The organism is Streptomyces xylophagus, assembly GCF_000716435.1.
Lineage (GTDB): Bacteria > Actinomycetota > Actinomycetes > Streptomycetales > Streptomycetaceae > Streptomyces > Streptomyces xylophagus.
The window spans coordinates 161,212-181,116 of record NZ_JNWO01000019.1 but is presented as its reverse complement, the minus strand read 5'-3'; the positions used below and the strand labels follow the sequence as shown (position 1 = coordinate 181,116).

Here is a 19,905-nt window from a genome sequence, read left to right as displayed (position 1 = left end):
AGCCGTCGGTGTGCTCGGTACGGTCGAGGTGACCGTCGACTTCAGTCGTGCCCATGTCCCGGCACAAGGGCCCGGGCCGCCGCGGGTCTCCCCGCGGTGAGCGGCGACGCGATACCGTGGCGTTCCTTTTCCCCACATGATCCTCGTGGCCGCCCTGGAGGTTCCGTGGTACAGGCGTACATCCTGATCCAGACGGAGGTCGGCAAAGCGTCGACCGTCGCCGAGACGATCAGCAAGATTCCTGGAGTGATCCAGGCCGAGGACGTGACAGGACCGTACGACGTGATCGTGCGGGCCCAGGCCGACACGGTCGACGACCTCGGCCGCATGGTGGTCGCCAAGGTCCAGCAAGTGGACGGCATCACCCGCACCCTGACCTGCCCGGTGGTGCATCTGTAGCCCCCGTCTACCCTTGGCCGGTGAACTCTCTCCGTCCCCGGCACCGTTCTGTCCTCGGGCTGTCCGTGCTCGCCCTGCTGATCACCGTCGCGGGCTGCTCCTCAGCAGACGACAGCGCGTCGGCGGCGGTTCCCTCGCCGGGCGCGAAGGGCACCGGGCTGTGCCGGAATCTGGACAAGGTGCTGCCGTCCGAGGTCGACGGCCGGGGCCGCCGGGATCCCGAGCCCGCGTCCGCGCTGACCGCGGGCTGGGGGAACCCGGCGATCATACTGCGCTGCGGTGTCGTGAGACCCGCGAAGATGAACGACCCGGAGGCCGACGGCGTCGAGGTGAACGGGGTCGGCTGGCTGCTGCAGAGGCAGGACGACGGCTCCTTCCGGTTCACCACGACGCTGCGCAAGGCGTACGTCGAGGTGACCATCCCGAAGGACCGCACCGGAGACGGACTGGCGCCCCTGGTCGACCTGGCGAAGGCCGTCAAGAAGGCGATCCCCGCAGGGATCGCCGACTAGCTCGACTCAGGCCTTTGAAGCGACCGGATCAGCGCAGGCCCGTGGACCGGCGCAGCGCCGCCTGGATCAGGAATTCAACCAGCTCGGGGTAGCTCACCCCGCTCGCCTGCCACATCTGCGGGTACATCGAGATCGGTGTCATGCCGGGCATGGTGTTGATCTCGTTGATGACGAACTCGCCGTCCTCGGTAAGGAAGAAGTCCGCACGCACGAGCCCCTCGCAGGAGGCCGCCTCGAAGGCGTCCACCGCGAGCCTCTGGACCTCGGCGGTCTCCTCGGGGGTCAGCGGGGCGGGCACGATGCCGGGCGTCGAGTCGATGTACTTCGCCTCGAAGTCGTAGTACGCGTGCGCGTCCGGCGGCGGGATCTCGGAAGGCACGCTCGCGCGCGGCCCGTCCTCGAACTCCAGCACCCCGCACTCGATCTCGCGTCCGCGCAGCGCGGCCTCCACGAGGATCTTCGGGTCGTGCCGCTGCGCCTCGGCGATCGCCTCGTCGAGTCCGGCCAGGTCGTCGACCTTGGTGATGCCGATCGACGAGCCCGCGCGCGCGGGCTTCACGAACAGCGGCCAGCCGTGCTCACCCGCGAAGTCGATGATCTTCTTGCGGGCGGCGGACTCGTCCCGCTCCCACTCGCGCGGCCGGATCACCACGTACGGGCCGACCTTGAGGCCGAACGAGGTGAACACCCGCTTCATGTACTCCTTGTCCTGGCCGACGGCCGAGGCGAGCACACCCGCGCCCACGTACGGCACACCGGACAGCTCCAGGAGTCCCTGCAGGGTGCCGTCCTCGCCGTAGGGACCGTGCAGGACGGGGAAGACGACGTCGACCTCGCCGAGGGCCTTGGGCACGGATCCCGGTTCGCTGACGACGACTTCGCGGTTCCCGGGGTCGATCGGGAGCACCACTCCGCCCTCGTTCGACTCGGCGAGCTGCTCGACGTCCGGGGTGCGGCGGTCGGTGATCGCCATGCGTTCCGGTGCGTCGGCGGTGAGGGCCCAGCGGCCTTCGCGGGTGATGCCGATCGGCAGGACGTCGTACTTGGTCCGGTCGATGGCCCCGAGGACGGCGCCGGCGGTGACCACGGAGATCCCGTGCTCGGAGCTGCGACCGCCGAACACGACGGCCACACGCGGCTTGCGAGGCGGCTGCTCAGGGTTCTGGGAGAGGTTCTCGGTGCTCATATCGCGATGAGAGTACCCGGTGGTAGTGGCTTGAGTCAGCGTCCGTTGACCCGCGTTGCTCACCGTCGCTCGGGCTTCGCGCTGCGCGACATCAGCTCCTTGACCGCGACCACCGGCGACTTCCCCTCGTGCACGATCTCGAAGACCGTCTCGGTGATCGGCATGTCGACGTCGTGCCTGCGCGCCAAGTCCAGCACGGACTCACAGGACTTGACCCCCTCCGCGGTCTGCTTGGTGACCGCGATGGTCTCCTGGAGGGTCATGCCCTTGCCGAGGTTGGTGCCGAAGGTGTGGTTGCGCGACAACGGCGAGGAACAGGTCGCCACCAGGTCACCGAGACCCGCGAGCCCGGAGAACGTGAGCGGATCCGCGCCCATCGCGATGCCGAGCCGGGTCGTCTCGACGAGACCGCGGGTGATGAGCGAGCCCTTCGCGTTGTCCCCGAGCCCCATGCCGTCCGCGATGCCGACGGCGAGCCCGATCACGTTCTTCACCGCGCCGCCGAGCTCGCAGCCCACGACGTCGGTGATGGTGTACGGCCTGAAGTACGGGGTGTGGCAGGCGGCTTGGAGCCGGCGGGCCACGGCCTCGTCGGTGCAGGCGACCACCGCGGCGGCCGGCATCCGGGAGGCGATCTCGCGCGCGAGGTTGGGTCCGGAGACCACGGCGATACGGTCCCGGCCGACCTTGGCGACGTCTTCGATGACCTCGCTCATCCGCATGACGGAGCCGAGTTCGACGCCCTTCATGAGGGAGACGAGGACCGTGTCGGGCGCCAACAGGGGTGCCCATTCGGCCAAGTTGGCGCGCAGCGTCTGCGAAGGGACCGACAGGACCGTGAAGTCGGCGTGGGCGGCGGCCTCGGCGGGGTCGGTGGTGGCCCGCAGGTTCTCCGGGAGTTCGACGCCGGGGAAGTAATCGGGGTTCGTACGCGTGGAGTTGATGGCTTCCACGACTTCCGCGCGGCGCCCCCACAGCGTGACCTCGCACCCCGCGTCGGCGAGCACCATGCCGAAAGCCGTGCCCCACGAACCGGCGCTGAAGACAGCCGCCTTGACCGGCTTGCTCACGTGCCCTGCCCCTCTTCCTGCTCGACCTTCGGCTCGGTCGCCGACTCGGCCCGCGCCTCCAACTCCTGGGTTTCCGCGGCCGTCCGGCGCCGCTGCTCGATCCGCTCACGGCGCGGGTCGTAGGGCGTCTCGGGTGCCTTCGCGCCGCGGATCTGCTCCAACAGGCGGGTGATGTCGGCCATGATGACCTCGGTCGCCTCCTTGAGGAGGTCCGGGCTCATCTCCTTGCCGTAGAACCGCGTGAGGTCCACCGGCGGGCCCGCGAGCACATGGCTGGTCTTGCGCGGAAAGACGTGCAGCTTCTTGGCGTACGGAGGCAGCAACTCGTTGGCGCCCCACTGCGCTACGGGAATCACCGGGCACTTGGTCTGCAGGGCCACGCGCGCGGCGCCGGTCTTGCCGGTCATCGGCCACTGGTCGGGGTCCCGGGTGATGGTGCCCTCGGGATAGAAGGCGACGCACTCACCGCGCTCCACGGCGTCGATCGCGGCGCGGAAGGCGCTCAGCGCGTCGGTGGTCTCGCGGTAGACGGGGATCTGTCCGGTGCCGCGCATCGCGGCTCCGACGAATCCCTTCTTGAAAAGGCCGCTCTTCGCGAGGAATCGCGGAACGCGCCCGGTGTTGTACTGAAAGTGAGCGTACGCAAGGGGATCTACGTGCGAATTGTGGTTCACCGCGGTGATAAATCCGCCCTCGGCCGGAATGTGCTCCATTCCGCGCCAGTCCCGCTTGATCAGAACCACCAAGGGCGGTTTGCAGAGGACCGCTGCGAAGCGGTACCAGAACCCGATTCTGCGGCGGGGCACGCGAACACCTTCCTCTAGGGCCTCGGGGGGCCGCACAAGTGTCGCCCCAGGCCGCCGGTCTGTCGAGAACACCGTACGCCCCGCCACCGACACCGCCAGGGGTGCCGGGTGACAATGGCCGCGACAAGAGAGGGACGGAACGCTCGTGCAGTGGACCTTGGTCATACCCCTGAAGTCTCTGGCGCGAGCCAAGAGCAGGCTCTCGGACACCGCGGACGACGGGCTGCGCCCGGGCCTCGCCCTCGCCTTCGCCCAGGACACCGTGGCGGCCGTGCTGGCCTGCCGGGCGGTCCGCGATGTGGCGGTCGTCACGGACGACGCCCTGGCCGGCCGCGAACTCGCCGCGCTGGGCGCCCGTATCGTCGCCGACGAGCCGGGAGACGGCCTGAACGCCGCTCTGCGGCACGCGGCGGCGGTCGTACGGGTTTCCCGACCCGAAAGCGCGGTCGCGGCCCTGAACGCCGATCTGCCGGCTCTGCGCCCCGCGGAATTGGCCCGCGTCCTGGACGCGGCCGCGGAATTCCCGCGCGCTTTTCTCCCGGACGCGGCCGCAATCGGCACCACCTTGCTCACCGCGCGAGAGGGCCACGAATTGCGTCCGGCATTCGGCACGGATTCCCGCGCCCGCCATCGCGCTTCGGGGGCGAGCGAACTCACCCTGGACGCGGTGGATTCCGTACGACAGGACGTGGACACCGGCGAGGATCTGCGGGCGGCACTGGCCCTGGGGGTGGGGCCGCGCACGGCGGCAGCGGCGGCGGGGCTGCTGATTCCGGGCCAGCCATAGGCATGGGCGGGCAGTAGGCTGCGGGCCATGCAGGCGACCGCTTACACCTACGACGCCGATTCCCGTACCGGCAGTGTGCTGCTCGACGACGGCACCCCGGTGTCCTTCGACTCCGCCGCGTTCGACGCGGGCGGGCTGCGGCTGCTGCGGCCGGGACAGCGGGTGCGGATCGAGACCGAGGGGCCGAGGGACGGGCTCAGGGTCACGCTGGTGACGCTGCAGACCTTCTGAACGCCCGCCTACGGGCCGCGAATACGCCGCGGGCCGGACTCCCAAGGGGAGTCCGGCCCGGCGCGTGAGTGCCCTGCGTTCCGCTGACTAGCGGGTGGCGGTGGCCTTCTTGGCGGTGGTCTTGCGCGCCGTCGACTTCTTGGCGGGGGCCTTCTTGGCCGTCGCCTTCTTCGCCGGGGCCTTCTTGGCGGTGCCGGTGGCCTTCTTGGCCGCCGTCTTCTTGGCCGTCGCCGTGGTCTTCTTGGCGGTGGTCTTCTTGGCCGTGGCCTTCTTGGCGACCGTCTTCTTGGCGACGGTCTTCTTCGCCACGGTCTTCTTCGCGGCGGCCGTGGCCTTCTTGGCGGTGGTCTTCTTGGCCGCGGCCTTCTTGACCGTCGCCGAAGCCGTGCCGCTCAGGCTGCCCTTGGGCGCCTTCTTGACGGCGACCTCGCCGCCGCGCGGGAGCTTCTTCGAGCCGCTCACCAGGTCCTTGAAACCCTGGCCCGCGCGGAAGCGCGGCACGGAGGTCTTCTTGACCCGAACCCGCTCGCCCGTCTGGGGGTTGCGGGCGTAACGGGCCGGACGGTCGACCTTCTCGAACGAACCGAAGCCGGTGACCGAAACCCGGTCCCCATTGACGACGGCACGGACGATCGCGTCCAGAACCGCGTCGACCGCCTCGGCGGCCTGCTGACGGCCACCGACCTTGTCCGCAATCGCTTCTACGAGCTGCGCCTTGTTCACGTCTTCCCCTTCGGAGACATTGCCGGAACGAAACTGCTCCGGCTTTTTCGCACGTTAGGCAGATATATACCGCAAATCAAACACGAAACGGGCTAATCACCCGTGCGCCGCAACGAACTCGGCTGTCCTGGACTTGTTTCAGCGTTCCTCTTCCGGGAATCGACCCGCGTCGAGGTCCGCCGTGAACCTGTCCAGCCGCCTTGTCGCGTCGGCGAGATCGTGCTTGGCCGCGGCCGTAATGACCAGCAGCTTCCGGGCCAGCGCCATCCGTACGCCCTCCGGGACTTGCAGTGCGCGCACTCTTGTGTGCGCTTCCTTGAGTTGGTCCGCGACTGCCGCATAGAGCTTGAGTTGGCCGTCGTGTTCCATGCACAGATTGTGCCATCTGGGGCGAGTTGTCGCCTGCGGGGGTAGCAACTGGCACCTCAAACAGCCTTCCGGAGTCCGGCGGCAGGCTTGGCTCAAAGCTGCGCCTACCCAGTCAACACCCTGTCTAACATGGGAAGTTGAGCAAAGCGTTGCAGGCGCGCAGGGCCGTTCGGGTGCAGACATGGCTGTACCCCCAATCGTGGCGATCGGGGGTACAGACGGGGTGTCGTGTGGCCGAATCTCGACCCGGGGAAGGCCTCGTGAGGTCCTTGGGGTCAGACCTGGACCGTCCGCGGCTTGTACGAGGGGCGCTTGGCCTCGTACGCGGAGATGTCGCCCTCGTTCTGGAGGGTGATGGAGATGTCGTCCAGGCCGTTCAGCAGCCGCCAGCGGGCGTTCTCGTCGAGTTCGAAGGCGGCGGTGATGCCTTCGGCGCGCACCTCGCGGGCCTCCAGGTCGACCGTGACCTCGGCCTGCGGGTCCTTCTCGGTGAGGTCCTGCAGCGCGTCCACGATCTTCTGCTCCAGAACGACCGTGAGCAGGCCGTTCTTCAGCGAGTTGCCGCGGAAGATGTCGGCGAACCGGGAGGAGATGACGGCCTTGAAGCCGTAGTTCTGCAGCGCCCACACGGCGTGCTCGCGGGAGGAGCCGGTGCCGAAGTCGGGGCCGGCCACCAGGACCGTCGCGCCCTTGCGCTCGGGGCGGTTGAGGATGAAGTTCTCGTCCTTGCGCCAGGCCTCGAAGAGCCCGTCCTCAAATCCGTCCCTGGTCACCTTCTTGAGCCAGTGGGCGGGGATGATCTGGTCGGTGTCCACGTTGCTGCGGCGCAGCGGGACGGCCCGGCCGGTGTGCGTGGTGAATGCTTCCATGACTCTCAGACTCCAGCGGGCACAGGGGCGTCGGACAGGTCGGCGGGCGAGGCCAGATGGCCCAGCACGGCGGTCGCGGCGGCGACCTGCGGCGAGACCAGGTGCGTACGGCCGCCCTTGCCCTGCCTGCCCTCGAAGTTGCGGTTGGAGGTGGACGCGGAGCGCTCACCGGGTGCCAACTGGTCCGGGTTCATGCCCAGACACATCGAGCAGCCCGCGTGCCGCCATTCGGCGCCGGCCTCCTTGAACACGACGTCCAGGCCCTCGGAGACGGCCTGCAGACCGACTCGCGCGGAGCCCGGGACGACCAGCATCCGTACGCCGTCGGCGACTTTGCGGCCCTCGACGATCGCGGCGGCCGCACGCAGGTCCTCGATACGGCCGTTGGTGCACGAACCTACGAAGACGGTGTCCACCTTGATGTCGCGCAGCGGCTGGCCGGCCTCCAACCCCATGTATTCCAGGGCCTTTTCGGCGGCGAAGCGCTCCGAAGCGTCTTCGTACGAAGCCGGGTCGGGGACGTTCGCCGAAAGCGGCGCGCCCTGACCGGGGTTGGTGCCCCAGGTGACGAACGGCGCCAGCGAGGGACCGTCGATGACGACCTCGGCGTCGAATTCCGCGTCCTCGTCGGTCTTCAGGGTCTTCCAGTACGCGACGGCGGCGTCCCAGTCCTCGCCCTCGGGAGCGTGGGCGCGGCCCTTGATGTACTCGAAGGTGGTCTCGTCGGGGGCGATCATGCCCGCGCGGGCGCCGGCCTCGATCGACATGTTGCAGATGGTCATGCGGGCTTCCATCGAGAGCTTCTCGATGGCGGAGCCGCGGTATTCCAGGATGTAGCCCTGGCCGCCGCCCGTACCGATCTTCGCGATGATCGCGAGGATCAGGTCCTTGGCGGTGACGCCGTCGGGCAGTTCGCCGTCGACCGTGATGGCCATGGTCTTCGGGCGGGCCAGCGGCAGCGTCTGGGTGGCCAGCACGTGCTCCACCTGGGAGGTGCCGATGCCGAACGCCAGCGCGCCGAAGGCGCCGTGGGTGGAGGTGTGGGAGTCACCGCACACGACCGTGGTACCGGGCTGGGTCAGACCCAGCTGCGGTCCTACGACGTGGACGACGCCCTGCTCGACATCGCCCAGGGAGTGCAGGCGCACGCCGAAGTCGGCGCAGTTCTTGCGCAGCGTCTCCAGCTGGGCCCGGGAGACCGGGTCCGCGATGGGCTTGTCGATGTCGAGGGTCGGGGTGTTGTGATCCTCGGTGGCGATGGTGAGGTCGAGGCGCCGCACGGGACGCCCGGCCTGGCGGAGACCGTCGAAGGCCTGCGGGCTGGTCACCTCGTGCAGCAGGTGCAGATCGATGAAGAGGAGGTCGGGCTCGCCCTCGGCGCGCCGGACGACATGGTCGTCCCAGACCTTCTCCGCGAGTGTCCTACCCATCGCTTTCCCTCCGGCCGGCGAAACAGCGCCGGCCCAACTAGAGATCTTGAGGAGACGGCGCTCGCACCCCTGGTTCACGGGCAGCCGCCGCCTGGCCCGTTGGTCCGCGGGCCGCTGTGCCTACAAGAGTTGCGCGTCTCACGAAAAAAGGAACTTGCGTTTCACAGAGTGAGACGCGAGTATCGTTTCATGGACAACAGTAGCGGCGTCGGCGTCCTGGACAAGGCAGCCCTTGTCCTGGGCGCTCTGGAGTCCGGTCCGGCCACCCTCGCGGGTCTGGTCGCGGCGACCGGGCTGGCACGACCCACGGCACACCGGCTGGCCGTGGCTTTGGAACACCACCGCATGGTGGCGCGCGACATGCAGGGCCGATTCATTCTCGGCCCCCGTCTCGCCGAGCTGGCCGCGGCCGCCGGCGAGGACCGGCTGCTCGCCACGGCGGGCCCGGTGCTCACGCATCTGCGGGACATCACGGGCGAGAGCGCTCAGCTCTACCGGCGCCAGGGCGACATGCGCATCTGCGTCGCCGCCGCGGAACGCCTGTCCGGCCTTCGGGACACGGTCCCGGTCGGCTCGACCCTCACCATGAAAGCCGGCTCCTCGGCCCAGATCCTGATGGCCTGGGAGGAGCCGGAGCGCCTCCACCGCGGCCTCCAGGGCGCCCGCTTCACCGCGACGGCCCTCTCGGGCGTACGGCGCCGGGGCTGGGCCCAGTCCATCGGCGAGCGCGAGCCGGGCGTCGCGTCCGTCTCCGCGCCCGTGCGCGGCCCCTCGAACCGCGTGGTGGCCGCGGTGTCCGTCTCCGGCCCCATCGAGCGCCTGACGCGCCACCCGGGCCGTATGCACGCGCAGGCGGTCATCGACGCCGCCGCCCGCCTCTCCGAGGCCTTGCGCCGCACGGGCTGATCCCCCGGAACGTCACAGGAGGGCCTGCCTCAACGCCGCGGCAGGCCTTCGGCATGTTCGGGGTCAAGCGCGCATCGGCCGTCGTTCCGGTGCCGCGCCGTCGTGGCTGGTCGCGCAGTTCCCCGCGCCCCTTCGGGCGCGCTGCCGTAGCGCAAGTGACTTGGCCCGACCTGCTCAGCTGGACGTCACACTCCCCGACCGGTACGCGAACCGGTCCTTCGCCCGCCGCCCCCGCTTCTCCACCGGCACCTGGCCGTGCGCCGCCGCCAGTCCGAAGGCCGGCATGTCGGCGTAGATCGCCTCGTAGGAACCCTCGGGCACGACATAGCTCTCGTGCCACAGCCCGACGTGTCCGCGCACCTTGCCGGCCTTTTCCTTGCGGTTGATGATCGCCCACGCCTTGTGGTGGAACATGTCGGGCGAACTCGCGTACGCGTAGAGCTTCTCCTTGGACTCCCAGTACTGGACGACGTAGTACGTCCGCGGGGACGCCGTCAGCAGTACGTGCCCGAGCAGTCCGCGACCGGGGTCCTTCCCCAACTCCCGCAGCATGCGCGGCATCGCGAGGAACACCGGCACCCAGTGGTGCACGGCCCAGAAGCGGTTGATGCGCATCCCGATCAGCAGCACCACCACTTCCCCCTCGGCGGCTGCGGTGGTAGGGCCGTTGACCGGTTTCGCGAACATGACTCCCCCTTGTTGGGTACCAGCACTATCCGATGACCCGTGTTTGGATAGTGCCGGTACCCGAGGAAGGACGCAAGACATGCGGCTGGCCGAGTTGAGCGAGCGCAGCGGTGTGTCCATCGCGACGATCAAGTACTACCTGCGCGAAGGGCTGTTGGCGCCCGGCCGCCAGGTCAACACGACCACCGCCGAGTACGACGAGGAGCATCTGCGTCGGCTGCGGCTGGTGCGCGCGATGATCCAGGTCGGCCGGTTGCCGGTGGCGACGGTCCGCGAGGTGCTCGGCCATGTCGACGACGACTCCCTCGGCCGTACGATCCGTCTGGGCGCGGCACTTTGGGCCCTGCCGCAGGTCCCCGAGCCGGACGCGGAGGACGAGCACATCCAGGCCGCGCACCGCGAGGTCGACAAGCTCCTGGAGACGCTGGGCTGGTCCAACTCCCAGGCCCTGGTGACCATTTCGCCGTCGTACCGCTCACTGGTGGTGGCGGTGGCCGCACTTCGCCGGCTCGGCTACGACTGGCCGCCCGAACTCGTCGTGAACTACGCCAAGTTGATGCACCAGGCGGCCGTCCTCGACCTGGACTTCGTAGAGACGCACCCCTCGGAGGCCGAGAAGGTGGAGACGGCGGTCGCGGGCGCGATCTTCGTCGAGCCGGTGCTCCAGGCACTGCACCGGCTGGCGCAGGAGGAGGAGTCGGCGCGGCGGTACGGCTTCGAGTGAGCCAGGCACGCGAAAGACCCCCCACCGAAGTGGAGGGCCTTCCTGTATGTACCCCCGACCGGATTCGAACCGGCGCTACTGCCGTGAGAGGGCAGCGTGCTAGGCCGCTACACAACGGGGGCCTAGATCGTGCGTTTCCGCAGATCAAAGCTGGTCTACCAGGACTCGAACCTAGAATGACGGTACCAGAAACCGTAGTGTTGCCAATTACACCATAGACCAAGGTGATTCAAGGTAAAGCGTACCCCCGACCGGATTCGAACCGGCGCTACTGCCGTGAGAGGGCAGCGTGCTAGGCCGCTACACAACGGGGGCCCTAGCGATCCTGCATGGAGGGCGGCGGGTGCGACCCGGACCACCTTCCTGGGAAGGATCTGTACCCCCGACCGGATTCGAACCGGCGCTACTGCCGTGAGAGGGCAGCGTGCTAGGCCGCTACACAACGGGGGCTTTGCAGAGTTGACCTCTGCGGTTGCAGATGAGCTCTGCGAGCTGGCCTACCAGGACTCGAACCTAGACTAACGGAACCAGAAACCGTCGTGCTGCCAATTACACCATAGGCCACTGGAACACAATCACCTGTCGGGATCTTGTTCTAGCGTGCGCCTCCGGGTACCTGACCTTTCGGTCTGTTCTCCGGCGGCGCAGGAAGAACATTACCTGAAGGTGGACGGGGCTCCAAAACGGGTATCGGCGCCGAGGAGCGCGGGGAGTTCGGCGAGAGAGGCGATCCTGTGCCGCCCCGTGAGGGCCTCACCCGGGGTGTGCCCGCCGTGGCGGTCGATCCACACGGACAGCAGACCGGCGTCCGCCGCGCCCCGCCAGTCGATCTCCGGGTGATCTCCGACATACGCCACCTCGTGCGGGGGCAGTTCCAGCGCCTCGCAGGCCGCGAGGAAGGCCCCGGCCTCGGGTTTGGAGACGCCCAGCTCGGCCGCGCACAGGATGACCTCGAAGCGGTCGTGCACACCCAGGGCACGCAGTTTGCGGTCCTGGACGGTGATGCTGGAGTTGGAGAGGACGGCGTGCCGGTGGGTGGCCGCGAGGGTGTCGAGGACGGGCAGGACGTCCGGGAAGAGGGCCCAGGCCGTCTCGTAGTGGTCCTTGTAGCGCCGGAACCAGGCGTCGGCCTCGGCGTCGGTCAGCTCCCGGTCCAGGAAGTGCCGGACCCGGTCCAGCCGCTGTCCCTCGAACGAGACCTCGCCGGCCGAGAACCGCGCCCAGTGGAACTCGGTGGCCACCCTCCAGCGTTCCAGGGCGTCCGCCACGCCCGCGTGCCCGTCGAGCAGCCCCTCGGCCACCAGGTGTGCGCTCATGGCCGCGCGGTCCGCGCCGGTGTAGTCGAACAGGGTGTCGTCGACGTCCCAGACCACGGCCCGAATGCTCATGATCCGACGGTAACGCGGGGCCCGGGGACACGTCTGCCCCTTACAGGTCGTCAGACAGGGGCGCGACGAAGAAGTCCGTGACGAAGCAGGTGACCTCGCCTGCCGTCGTACGGCCGATCCAGGTGGGGTAGGCGCCGTCGCCCCAGCCGGAGCCGAAGGCCGCCAGGGTGTGGCCGGTGGAGGGGGACGTGACCAGATACGGCCCCGGAGCGTGGCCGTTCTTCTCGAAGACGTCCCAGAGCGGGCCCTCGTCGCCCTCGCACTCGGGGAAGGAGCCGTCCACCGAGGCGTCGTAGAAGCAGCCCGTGCCGGCGTCGACTCCGTAGCCGTAGAACTCGTCCTCGGTGAGTTCGGTGAGGTCCTGGCCGGGTTGGAGGGCGAGTTCCCAGGTGGTGGTGGGTTCGTCCCGTATGACGAGGCGGGCGGCGGCGACGCGCAGGTGGGGGGCGTCGGACGGGGGTTCGTCGGGGTGGGTGAGGGTGGCGACGGCCGCCTCGACCCGGTAGTGGCCGGGGGTCACAGCGACCGTGAAGGGCTCGGCCTCGCCGCCGCCCAGGCAGACGAAGGGGTCGCAGGCGACCACATGGCCGGTGGGCAGCCAGAGTTCGCCGCCGTCCGCGAGGTGGATCACGCCTGCCGTGCCGGTCTCTTCCTCCGTGAACGTGCTGCCGGGCGTGAACAGCCACGTGTAGTCACGTGCGGTCATCGGCATGAAAGGCGCCTCTCCTGAACGATCTTCAATGATCCGGAACCCTAACGCCCCGCACTGACAACGCCGAAGGGACGGCAGCCTTTTACGGCCGCCGCCCCTCCACGCGCGTGTGCGTTACGCGGTCAGCTTGGCCAGGGCCGCGTCGATCCTGGCGAGGCTCTTCTCCTTGCCCAGGATCTCCAGGGACTCGAAGAGGGGCAGGCCGATGGTGCGGCCGGTGACGGCTACGCGGACCGGGGCCTGGGCCTTGCCGAGCTTGAGGCCGTGGGTCTCGCCGGCGGCCAGGACGGCCTCCTTGAGGGACTCGGGCGAGGACCAGTCCGCCGACTCCAGCTTCTCGCGGGCCGTACGGAGCAGGGCGTCGGAGCCCTCCTTCATGGCCTTCACCCAGGACGCCTCGTCCTCGGCGGGCTCGGCCAGGAACAGGAAGTCGACGTTGTCCGTGATCTCCGAGAGGACCTTGAGGCGGGTCTGCGCGTGCGGCGCGACGGCCTGCCACTTGGCCTCGTCGAAGTCCTCCGGCGCCCAGGGGGCGAACGGGGCCTTCAGCCACGGGGCGCAGCGCTCGGTGAAGTCCTTCACGTCGAGCAGGCGGATGTGGTCGCCGTTGATCGCCTCGCACTTCTTCAGGTCGAAGCGCGCCGGGTTGGGGTTCACGTCGGAGATCTCGAAGGCCGCGACCATCTCGTCGATCGAGAAGACGTCCCGGTCGGCCGCGAGCGACCAGCCCAGCAGGGAAAGGTAGTTGAGCAGTCCCTCGGGCAGGAAACCGCGCTCCCTGTAGAGGTTGAGCGAGGACTCCGGGTCGCGCTTGGAGAGCTTCTTGTTGCCCTCGCCCATCACGTACGGCAGGTGCCCGAAGGAGGGGATCTCCTTCGCGATGCCGAGGTCGATCAGCGCCTTGTAGAGGGCGATCTGACGGGGGGTGGAGGAGAGCAGGTCCTCGCCGCGCAGGACGTGGGTGATCTCCATCAGGGCGTCGTCGACCGGGTTGACGAGCGTGTACAGCGGGGCGCCGTTGGCCCGGACGATCCCGTAGTCCGGCACGTTCTCCGGGGTGAACGTCAGCTCGCCGCGGACCAGGTCCGTGAAGGTGATCGTCTCGTCGGGCATCCGGAAGCGGACGATCGGCGTGCGGCCCTCGGCCTTGTAGGCCTCGACCTGCTCGGCGCTCAGGTCGCGGCAGTGGCCGTCGTAGCCGGACGGCCTGCCGGCGGCGCGGGCGGCGTCGCGGCGGGCGTCCAGCTCCGCGGTGGAGCAGTAGCAGTGGTAGGCGCGGCCGGCGTCCTGGAGCTTCTGGGCGACGTCCTTGTAGATGTCCATCCGCTGCGACTGGCGGTACGGCGCGTGCGGGCCGCCGACCTCGGGGCCCTCGTCCCAGTCGAAGCCCAACCAGCGCATCGCGTCGAGGAGTTGGCCGTAGGACTCCTCGGAGTCGCGGGCCGCGTCGGTGTCCTCGATGCGGAAGACCAGGGTGCCCTGGTTGTGCTTGGCGAACGCCCAGTTGAACAGGGCGGTGCGGACCAGGCCGACATGGGGATTACCGGTCGGCGAGGGGCAGAAACGGACGCGTACGGGTGCGCTAGCCACGCTTGACAACCTTGTTGGTGAGAGTGCCGATGCCTTCGATGGAGACGGCGACCTCGTCGCCGACGGTGAGCGGTCCGACGCCTGCCGGGGTGCCCGTGAGGATCACGTCGCCGGGGAGCAGCGTCATGGCCTCGGTGATGTTGACGATCAGATCCTCGATCGAGTGGATCATCTCGCTGGTGCGGCCGAGCTGCCGCTGTTGTCCGTTGACCGTGAGCTGGATGGTGAGGTCGCTCGGATCGAGGTCCGTCTCCACCCAGGGGCCGAGCGGGCAGGAGGTGTCGAAGCCCTTGGCCCTGGCCCACTGCTTCTCGCGCTTCTGGACGTCGCGCGCGGTGATGTCGTTGGCGCAGGTGTAGCCGAGGATGACGTCCTTGACGCGCTCGCGCGGGACCTCGCGGCACATCCGGCCGATGACGACGGCCAGTTCGGCCTCGTGGTGGAGGTCCTCGGTGAAGGAGGGGTACTGGATGTCGTCGCCGGGGCCGATCACCGAGGTGGACGGCTTGAAGAAGGCGAAGGGGACGTCCGGCACCTCGTTGCCCAGTTCCCGGGCGTGCTCGGCGTAGTTGCGGCCGTAGGCGACGACCTTGTTCGGGAGCACCGGCGGCAGCAGCCTGACCTTGCTCACCGGGACCTTCGTACCGGAGAGTTCGAAGTCCGCGAACGGGATGCCCTTGATGATGTCGAGGACGAGCTCGTCCGGCTTGTCGCCCTCGACCGCGCCGAAGGCGACGTTCCCGTCGATGGAGAATCTGGCGATGCGCACGGGATCCTGGCGCCCCTCACTGAGCTGGCTGGAGTCTGACGCTCCAGGCTAACGCGGTGCGGGGTCCCCTCCTCGCGCAATTACTCCGCGGCGGCGCTGACCGGGATCTCGGTGAGGATCGTGCGGCGCGGGTTGGCGGTCTGGGCCGGCAGGTCGAGCGAGTGTTCCTGCTGCTCCGGCGTCTGCAGCGCGTCGGCGTCCGCGAGGTGCGCCAGCGTCGTGCGTCGCGGGTTGGCAATGTTGCGGAACATCATCGTCGTCTTCACTGTTGTACTCGACCCTCGTCGTCCGTGGGTGGGCGGTTGGCAGATTGTGCCCTCATGTAAAGCGTCAGGCTAAACATTCAATTCCCGGCCGAAGACGTGAAGAGCCCGTGATCCGCGTGTGAGTTTGCTCACCACCCTGTGGGCATACCGTCCAATTCGGACCCTCAACTCACCTCAACGAAACGGACATTGACCCCCTGAAGCTCCCATTCCGCTCCTGATCATGGCGACTTGGGCACATCCCGTGCCCAGCGGGATGGTGGGGATTTGCCCACTTTGGAGTGAATAGCTTTCTACGTCTCGTGACACTGTCCTCACGGGGTGTCACACAGGTCACAGCCTGGCCTACGGGCCTTGTTGGAGATCCGGCACTGTGCTGGAATTCCACGGACCGCCGCAGAATCAGCCCGGCGCGCAGAGGGCGCAACGCAGCGCCAGGGGCGGCGGAAGGGGGAGCAGCGCCGGTCACTCACGACCACACACTGGGGTGCGCGTTCAGGGCGCTCCCTAAGACGCCGACACCGTCCTTCCGTTCACGCGGAGGGGCGCCTGGTCCAGAGGTTGCGACGCTAGTGCAGGGACGTTTCAAGAGGGATGGCAGTGCTTCGGCGGAGCCGGAGCCGCACGGCGGGACCGACCGCGGTTCCTCGCCCCAGCACGCCCAGAACCCGGGCCCGGCACCGTCGGGCGACGGCGGAGGCCCCGGGCGCCCCGGTGTGTCCGCAACCCCGACCCCGGCGCCCCCGGTGAAGCCACCGAAGGGCTCGACCGGACCCGGCTCGCGCGTCGCTCTGCGCAACTGGCGTATCTCCACGCGCCTGGTGTCGCTGCTCGCGCTCCCGGTGGTCGCGGCCACCTCGCTGGGCGCGCTGCGCATCAGCGACTCCATGACCGAGATCCAGCAGCTCGACAACATGAAGCTGCTGACCGACATGACCAAGCAGGCCACCGAGCTCGCCGCCGCGCTCCAGGAGGAGCGCGACCAGTCGGCCGGCCCGCTGGCGCACGGTGGCAAGGCCACCGACTACGAGGTCAAGGGCTACGAGCAGAAGACCGACCGCGCCGCCGAGAACTTCATCAACGCCTCGGAAGAGGTGGACAGCGCCAGCAAGACGGGCAACCTCGAGGGCGTCCGCGAGAGCCTGGTCGGTCTCGCGACCGAGTTGGACAACCTCGACAAGATCCGCAAGACGGCGTACCAGTCGAAGAACAACTCGACGCAGACGGTCGACGCCTACCACCGGCTGATCACCCAGCTGCTCGACCTCTCGCAGGACATGGCGGAGGCCACCAGCAACCCGGACATGATCCAGCGCACCCGCGCCCTGGCGGCCTTCTCCTCCGCCAAGGAGTTCGCGTCCGTCCAGCGCGCCGTGATCGCCGCCGCCCTGCCGAACAACAACACCCAGCAGGGCAACCTCTCCGACAACGACCGGCTGTACGCCGACTCCGCCCGCGACAGCGAGACGTCCGAATTGAACGTCTTCCGCAACGTCTACGGCGAGCAGGGCGCCGAGGAGCTCATCCAGCCCATCGAGGACGGCAACCCGACCATCGAGTCGGCCGACGTCTACGCCCAGCGCGTCCTGAGCAACACGAACGGCCTGGCCTCGCTGGACAAGCGGTCGTACAAGGACTGGGTGGACGACAGCTCGACCAAGATCGAGCAGATGAAGAAGATCGAGCACACGCTGCTCGAGGACATGGAGCAGAAGGCCCGCGAGCTGCGCTCCGCCTCCGAGCGCGAGGCGATCATCTCCGGTGCGCTGATCCTGCTGGTGCTCGGTGTCTCCCTCGTCGGCGCCTTCGTCATCGCCCGGTCCATGATCCGTTCGCTGCGCCGCCTCCAGGAGACCGCCAACAAGGTCGCCCAGGACCGCCTGCCCGAGCTGGTCAAGCAGCTGTCCGAGTCCGACCCGCAGGACGTCGACACGTCCGTGGAGTCGGTCGGTGTGCACTCCCGGGACGAGATCGGCCAGGTGGCCGCGGCCTTCGACGACGTGCACCGCGAGGCCGTCCGCCTCGCCGCCGAGCAGGCCCTCCTGCGAGGCAACGTCAACGCGATGTTCACCAACCTCTCGCGCCGCTCGCAGGGCCTCATCCAGCGTCAGCTCTCGCTCATCTCCGAGCTGGAGTCGCGCGAGGCCGACCCGGACCAGCTGTCCTCGCTGTTCAAGCTCGACCACCTCGCCACCCGCATGCGCCGTAACGGTGAGAACCTCCTGGTCCTCGCCGGTGAAGAGCCCGGCCGCCGCTGGACCCGTCCGGTCCCGCTGGTCGACGTGCTCCGCGCCGCCGCCTCCGAGGTGGAGCAGTACGAGCGCATCGAGCTGGCCTCCGTGCCGACCACCGAAGTGGCCGGCCGTGTGGTCAACGACCTCGTGCACCTCCTCGCCGAGCTGCTCGAGAACGCGACCTCCTTCTCCTCGCCGCAGACCAAGGTCAAGGTCACCGGTCACGCGCTGCCCGACGGCCGCGTCCTGATCGAGATCCACGACACCGGTATCGGCCTCTCCCCCGAGGACCTCGCGGCGATCAACGAGCGGCTCGCCTCGCCGCCCACCGTGGACGTCTCGGTCTCCCGCCGCATGGGTCTGTTCGTGGTCGGCCGGCTGTCCCAGCGCCACGGCATCCGCATCCAGCTGCGTCCGTCCGACTCCGGTGGTACGACCGCGCTGGTCATGCTCCCGGTCGACGTCGCCCAGGGCGGCAAGAAGCCCGCTCCGGGCAAGCCCGGCCAGGCTGCCGTCGGTGCCGCGGCTGCGGCCGCCGCGGCCGGTGCCGGTGCGGCCCGCCGCAACGGCCAGAACGGCTCCGCTCTCGGCGCGGGTGCGCCGAGCGGCGGGAACAACGGACTTCTCGGTGCCGGGGCCGCTCCGCGCGGCCAGGTCGGTGCCGGTCAGGGCCCGCGGGCCGCGCTGCCCGGTGCGGGCGGTGGACGCCCCGGTGGTCCGGGCGGTGCGCGTGGACCGCAGGGTCCCTCGGCGCCGCAGGGCCGTCCGGCCAACACGGGTGCCGGTCTCTTCGGTCAGGCGCCGGGTGCCCCGCAGGGTCTCCAGGCCACCGGTCCGGGTGCGCCGCAGGGCTTCGGTGACGGTCGCCAGGACGCCTTCGGCGGGATGCCGCCGCAGGGCAACCCGGTGCCGCCGCAGCGGACCAGCAACGACGAGCCCGAGCCGCCCCGCGGTGGTGGCCGGCGCCGCGGGCGTCAGCCGCAGCTCCCGCCGCGCGGTGGTGCGCGGGCCGAGCTGCCGGGCGGCAACAACCAGCGCCCCAGCTGGAGCGACGACAACGCGCAGCCCCCGCTGGGCCGCGGCAACCTCGACGCCCCGCGCGGCCACGACGAGCGGGACGCGGAGCAGACCTCCCGGATGCCGCGCATCGACGACCGCCAGGGCCCCGCGGCCACGGCGGAGATGCCGGCGATCCCGCGCCTCGACCCGCAGAGCACCGGGTCCTTCCCGCGCCCCGGTACCACCGGACCGCAGAACACCGGCTCCTTCCCCCGCCCGGGTACCGGCGGACCGCAGGACACGGGCTCGTTCCCGCGTCCCGGCGCCAACGGCTCCCAGAACACCGGGTCGTTCCCGCGCCCGGGTGCCAACGGCTCGCAGGACACCGGCTCGTTCCCCCGGCCGGACTTCGACGCCCCGCGCCCCGGCACCAACTCCCCGCAGAACGGCGGCCAGTTCGTCCGCTCGGACGTCTTCGGCAGCCCGAACAGCCCGGCCAACAACCCGTCCAACCCGTCCAACCCGGCCAACACGGGACAGTTCGCCGTCCCCACGGCCTACGACGGCAGCTCCACGGGACAGTTCGCGACGCCCGGCTTTGACAACGGCTCCACCGGTCAGCACAATCTGCCGAACCGTCAGAACCCCGCGAACACCGGGCAGTTCGAGCGACCGCAGGTCAACGGGAACCGCAACGGCGCCGACTTCGGCGCCCCGCGGCCGCCCGCCCCGCAGCGTCCCACCCGCCAGGAGCCCGAGGCGTTGCCGCCTGCCACGGGTCCCGGCGACGGCAGGACGCCGCTGTACGACACGCTGGAGACCAACTGGTTCCACGGCCAGCAGGCGGAACAGCAGAGCACCGGCTCCCTGAGCAACGGCTCCGCTCCCGCCCCGCAGCCGCAGGCACCGCAGGCTCCGGCGACACCCCCCCAGCGTCCTACGGGCGGTACCTGGCGCAGCTCGCCGAACGACGATCTCGTTCGGCAGGCAGAGCGCGTACGGCAACCGGCCGCGGGCGGCGTCACCACCTCCGGCCTGCCGCGCCGGGTGCCCAGGGCGAACCTCGTCCCGGGTACGGCACAGCAGCAACAGCACCAAACGGGTCCGCAGGTCTCCCGTGCGCCTGATGACGTACGCGGCCGGCTGACCAATCTCCGTCGGGGCATCGCACAGGGTCGACAGGCCGGTACGGGTACCGGCCAGACCGGCAGCTTCCCCAGCCCCACTCACCAGCAGGAGCGTTAGTTT

The 19,905-nt window shown here is 69.3% G+C and carries 20 protein-coding genes and 5 tRNA genes; 7 read left to right on the top strand and 18 right to left on the bottom strand.

Features of this window, described 5'->3' with window-relative positions; all coding sequences use genetic code 11:
• The first annotated feature begins 165 nt into the window (after positions 1-165).
• Together OO70_RS35095 and OO70_RS35090 are read left to right on the top strand one after the other, a co-directional pair.
• The gene (locus tag OO70_RS35095; protein WP_003997603.1) at positions 166-399 is read left to right on the top strand and encodes an Lrp/AsnC family transcriptional regulator; all 234 of its coding nucleotides are present in this window, start codon (positions 166-168) and stop codon (positions 397-399) included.
• A 20-nt stretch (positions 400-419) separates the two neighbouring features.
• Entirely contained in the window at positions 420-911 is a 492-nt protein-coding gene (locus OO70_RS35090) for a DUF3515 domain-containing protein (protein WP_043680426.1), read from the top strand.
• A 28-nt stretch (positions 912-939) separates the two neighbouring features.
• Here OO70_RS35090 and OO70_RS35085 read toward each other — a convergent pair whose 3' ends face one another.
• The 3 genes from OO70_RS35085 to OO70_RS35075 are packed head-to-tail and all read right to left on the bottom strand — an operon-like array spanning position 940 to position 3,973.
• Positions 940-2,097: a D-alanine--D-alanine ligase family protein gene (locus OO70_RS35085; RefSeq protein ID WP_043680424.1), complete on the bottom strand. Its 1,158-nt coding sequence runs from the start codon at positions 2,095-2,097 to the stop codon at positions 940-942.
• Between the two features lie 59 nt (positions 2,098-2,156).
• Positions 2,157-3,167, bottom strand: coding sequence for an NAD(P)H-dependent glycerol-3-phosphate dehydrogenase (locus OO70_RS35080; RefSeq protein WP_043680421.1), 1,011 nt, complete (start codon positions 3,165-3,167; stop codon positions 2,157-2,159).
• Positions 3,164-3,973: a lysophospholipid acyltransferase family protein gene (locus OO70_RS35075; RefSeq protein WP_043680419.1), complete on the bottom strand. Its 810-nt coding sequence runs from the start codon at positions 3,971-3,973 to the stop codon at positions 3,164-3,166. Before OO70_RS35075 ends, OO70_RS35080 begins: the two co-directional genes overlap by 4 nt.
• A 145-nt stretch (positions 3,974-4,118) precedes the next feature.
• Here OO70_RS35075 and cofC point away from each other — a divergent pair, with 145 nt between their 5' ends.
• A complete protein-coding gene (gene cofC, locus OO70_RS35070; protein WP_043680417.1) occupies positions 4,119-4,760 on the top strand; it encodes a 2-phospho-L-lactate guanylyltransferase in 642 nt (213 codons plus the stop codon).
• 27 nt (positions 4,761-4,787) lie between these two features.
• Complete coding sequence (locus OO70_RS35065) at positions 4,788-4,991, top strand: hypothetical protein (protein WP_043680415.1); 204 nt, start codon at positions 4,788-4,790, stop codon at positions 4,989-4,991.
• A gap of 87 nt (positions 4,992-5,078) precedes the next feature.
• On the opposite strand, the gene OO70_RS35060 is transcribed toward OO70_RS35065, so the two are convergent.
• From OO70_RS35060 to leuC, 4 genes are all read right to left on the bottom strand, one after another.
• On the bottom strand, positions 5,079-5,714 hold the full coding sequence (locus OO70_RS35060) for an HU family DNA-binding protein (protein ID WP_043680413.1): 636 nt from the start codon (positions 5,712-5,714) through the stop codon (positions 5,079-5,081).
• Between the two features lie 138 nt (positions 5,715-5,852).
• Positions 5,853-6,083, bottom strand: coding sequence for an SCO5555 family protein (locus tag OO70_RS35055; RefSeq protein WP_019068724.1), 231 nt, complete (start codon positions 6,081-6,083; stop codon positions 5,853-5,855).
• A gap of 275 nt (positions 6,084-6,358) precedes the next feature.
• Complete coding sequence (gene leuD, locus OO70_RS35050) at positions 6,359-6,952, bottom strand: 3-isopropylmalate dehydratase small subunit (protein WP_043680410.1); 594 nt, start codon at positions 6,950-6,952, stop codon at positions 6,359-6,361.
• A gap of 5 nt (positions 6,953-6,957) precedes the next feature.
• A complete protein-coding gene (gene leuC, locus OO70_RS35045; RefSeq protein ID WP_043680408.1) occupies positions 6,958-8,382 on the bottom strand; it encodes a 3-isopropylmalate dehydratase large subunit in 1,425 nt (474 codons plus the stop codon).
• A gap of 189 nt (positions 8,383-8,571) precedes the next feature.
• Between leuC and ndgR the strand changes: the two genes are divergently transcribed.
• Positions 8,572-9,288 carry an IclR family transcriptional regulator NdgR gene (gene ndgR, locus OO70_RS35040; RefSeq protein WP_019068721.1) on the top strand — a complete coding sequence of 239 codons (717 nt, stop codon included), beginning with the start codon at positions 8,572-8,574 and terminating at the stop codon, positions 9,286-9,288.
• A gap of 174 nt (positions 9,289-9,462) precedes the next feature.
• Here the strand turns inward: ndgR and OO70_RS35035 are convergent, their stop codons facing one another.
• The gene (locus OO70_RS35035) at positions 9,463-9,975 is read right to left on the bottom strand and encodes a DUF4188 domain-containing protein (RefSeq protein WP_043680405.1); all 513 of its coding nucleotides are present in this window, start codon (positions 9,973-9,975) and stop codon (positions 9,463-9,465) included.
• Positions 9,976-10,054: 79 nt separating this feature from the next.
• Here OO70_RS35035 and OO70_RS35030 point away from each other — a divergent pair, with 79 nt between their 5' ends.
• The gene (locus tag OO70_RS35030) at positions 10,055-10,699 is read left to right on the top strand and encodes a MerR family transcriptional regulator (protein WP_043680402.1); all 645 of its coding nucleotides are present in this window, start codon (positions 10,055-10,057) and stop codon (positions 10,697-10,699) included.
• A 49-nt stretch (positions 10,700-10,748) separates the two neighbouring features.
• Here the strand turns inward: OO70_RS35030 and OO70_RS35025 are convergent.
• The 10 genes from OO70_RS35025 to OO70_RS34980 form a co-directional block, all read right to left on the bottom strand.
• Positions 10,749-10,821: transfer RNA gene (locus tag OO70_RS35025), tRNA-Glu, on the bottom strand.
• Between the two features lie 28 nt (positions 10,822-10,849).
• Positions 10,850-10,921 (bottom strand) — tRNA-Gln (locus OO70_RS35020).
• Between the two features lie 20 nt (positions 10,922-10,941).
• Positions 10,942-11,014: transfer RNA gene (locus tag OO70_RS35015), tRNA-Glu, on the bottom strand.
• A 62-nt stretch (positions 11,015-11,076) separates the two neighbouring features.
• Positions 11,077-11,149: transfer RNA gene (locus OO70_RS35010), tRNA-Glu, on the bottom strand.
• Between the two features lie 42 nt (positions 11,150-11,191).
• Positions 11,192-11,263: transfer RNA gene (locus OO70_RS35005), tRNA-Gln, on the bottom strand.
• Between the two features lie 92 nt (positions 11,264-11,355).
• Positions 11,356-12,087 carry an HAD family hydrolase gene (locus tag OO70_RS35000; RefSeq protein ID WP_043680400.1) on the bottom strand — a complete coding sequence of 244 codons (732 nt, stop codon included), beginning with the start codon at positions 12,085-12,087 and terminating at the stop codon, positions 11,356-11,358.
• 40 nt (positions 12,088-12,127) lie between these two features.
• Positions 12,128-12,799, bottom strand: a complete 672-nt coding sequence (locus OO70_RS34995; RefSeq protein WP_043680397.1) for a DUF4241 domain-containing protein — start codon at positions 12,797-12,799, stop codon at positions 12,128-12,130.
• Between the two features lie 114 nt (positions 12,800-12,913).
• Positions 12,914-14,398, bottom strand: a complete 1,485-nt coding sequence (gene gltX, locus OO70_RS34990; protein ID WP_043680394.1) for a glutamate--tRNA ligase — start codon at positions 14,396-14,398, stop codon at positions 12,914-12,916.
• Positions 14,382-15,158 carry a fumarylacetoacetate hydrolase family protein gene (locus tag OO70_RS34985; protein WP_043680392.1) on the bottom strand — a complete coding sequence of 259 codons (777 nt, stop codon included), beginning with the start codon at positions 15,156-15,158 and terminating at the stop codon, positions 14,382-14,384. Before OO70_RS34985 ends, gltX begins: the two co-directional genes overlap by 17 nt.
• 80 nt (positions 15,159-15,238) lie before the next feature.
• Positions 15,239-15,424: a hypothetical protein gene (locus OO70_RS34980; protein ID WP_043680389.1), complete on the bottom strand. Its 186-nt coding sequence runs from the start codon at positions 15,422-15,424 to the stop codon at positions 15,239-15,241.
• Between the two features lie 572 nt (positions 15,425-15,996).
• Between OO70_RS34980 and OO70_RS34975 the strand changes: the two genes are divergently transcribed.
• A complete protein-coding gene (locus OO70_RS34975; protein ID WP_078651679.1) occupies positions 15,997-19,902 on the top strand; it encodes a sensor histidine kinase in 3,906 nt (1,301 codons plus the stop codon).
• The last annotated feature ends 3 nt before the right edge of the window (positions 19,903-19,905 follow it).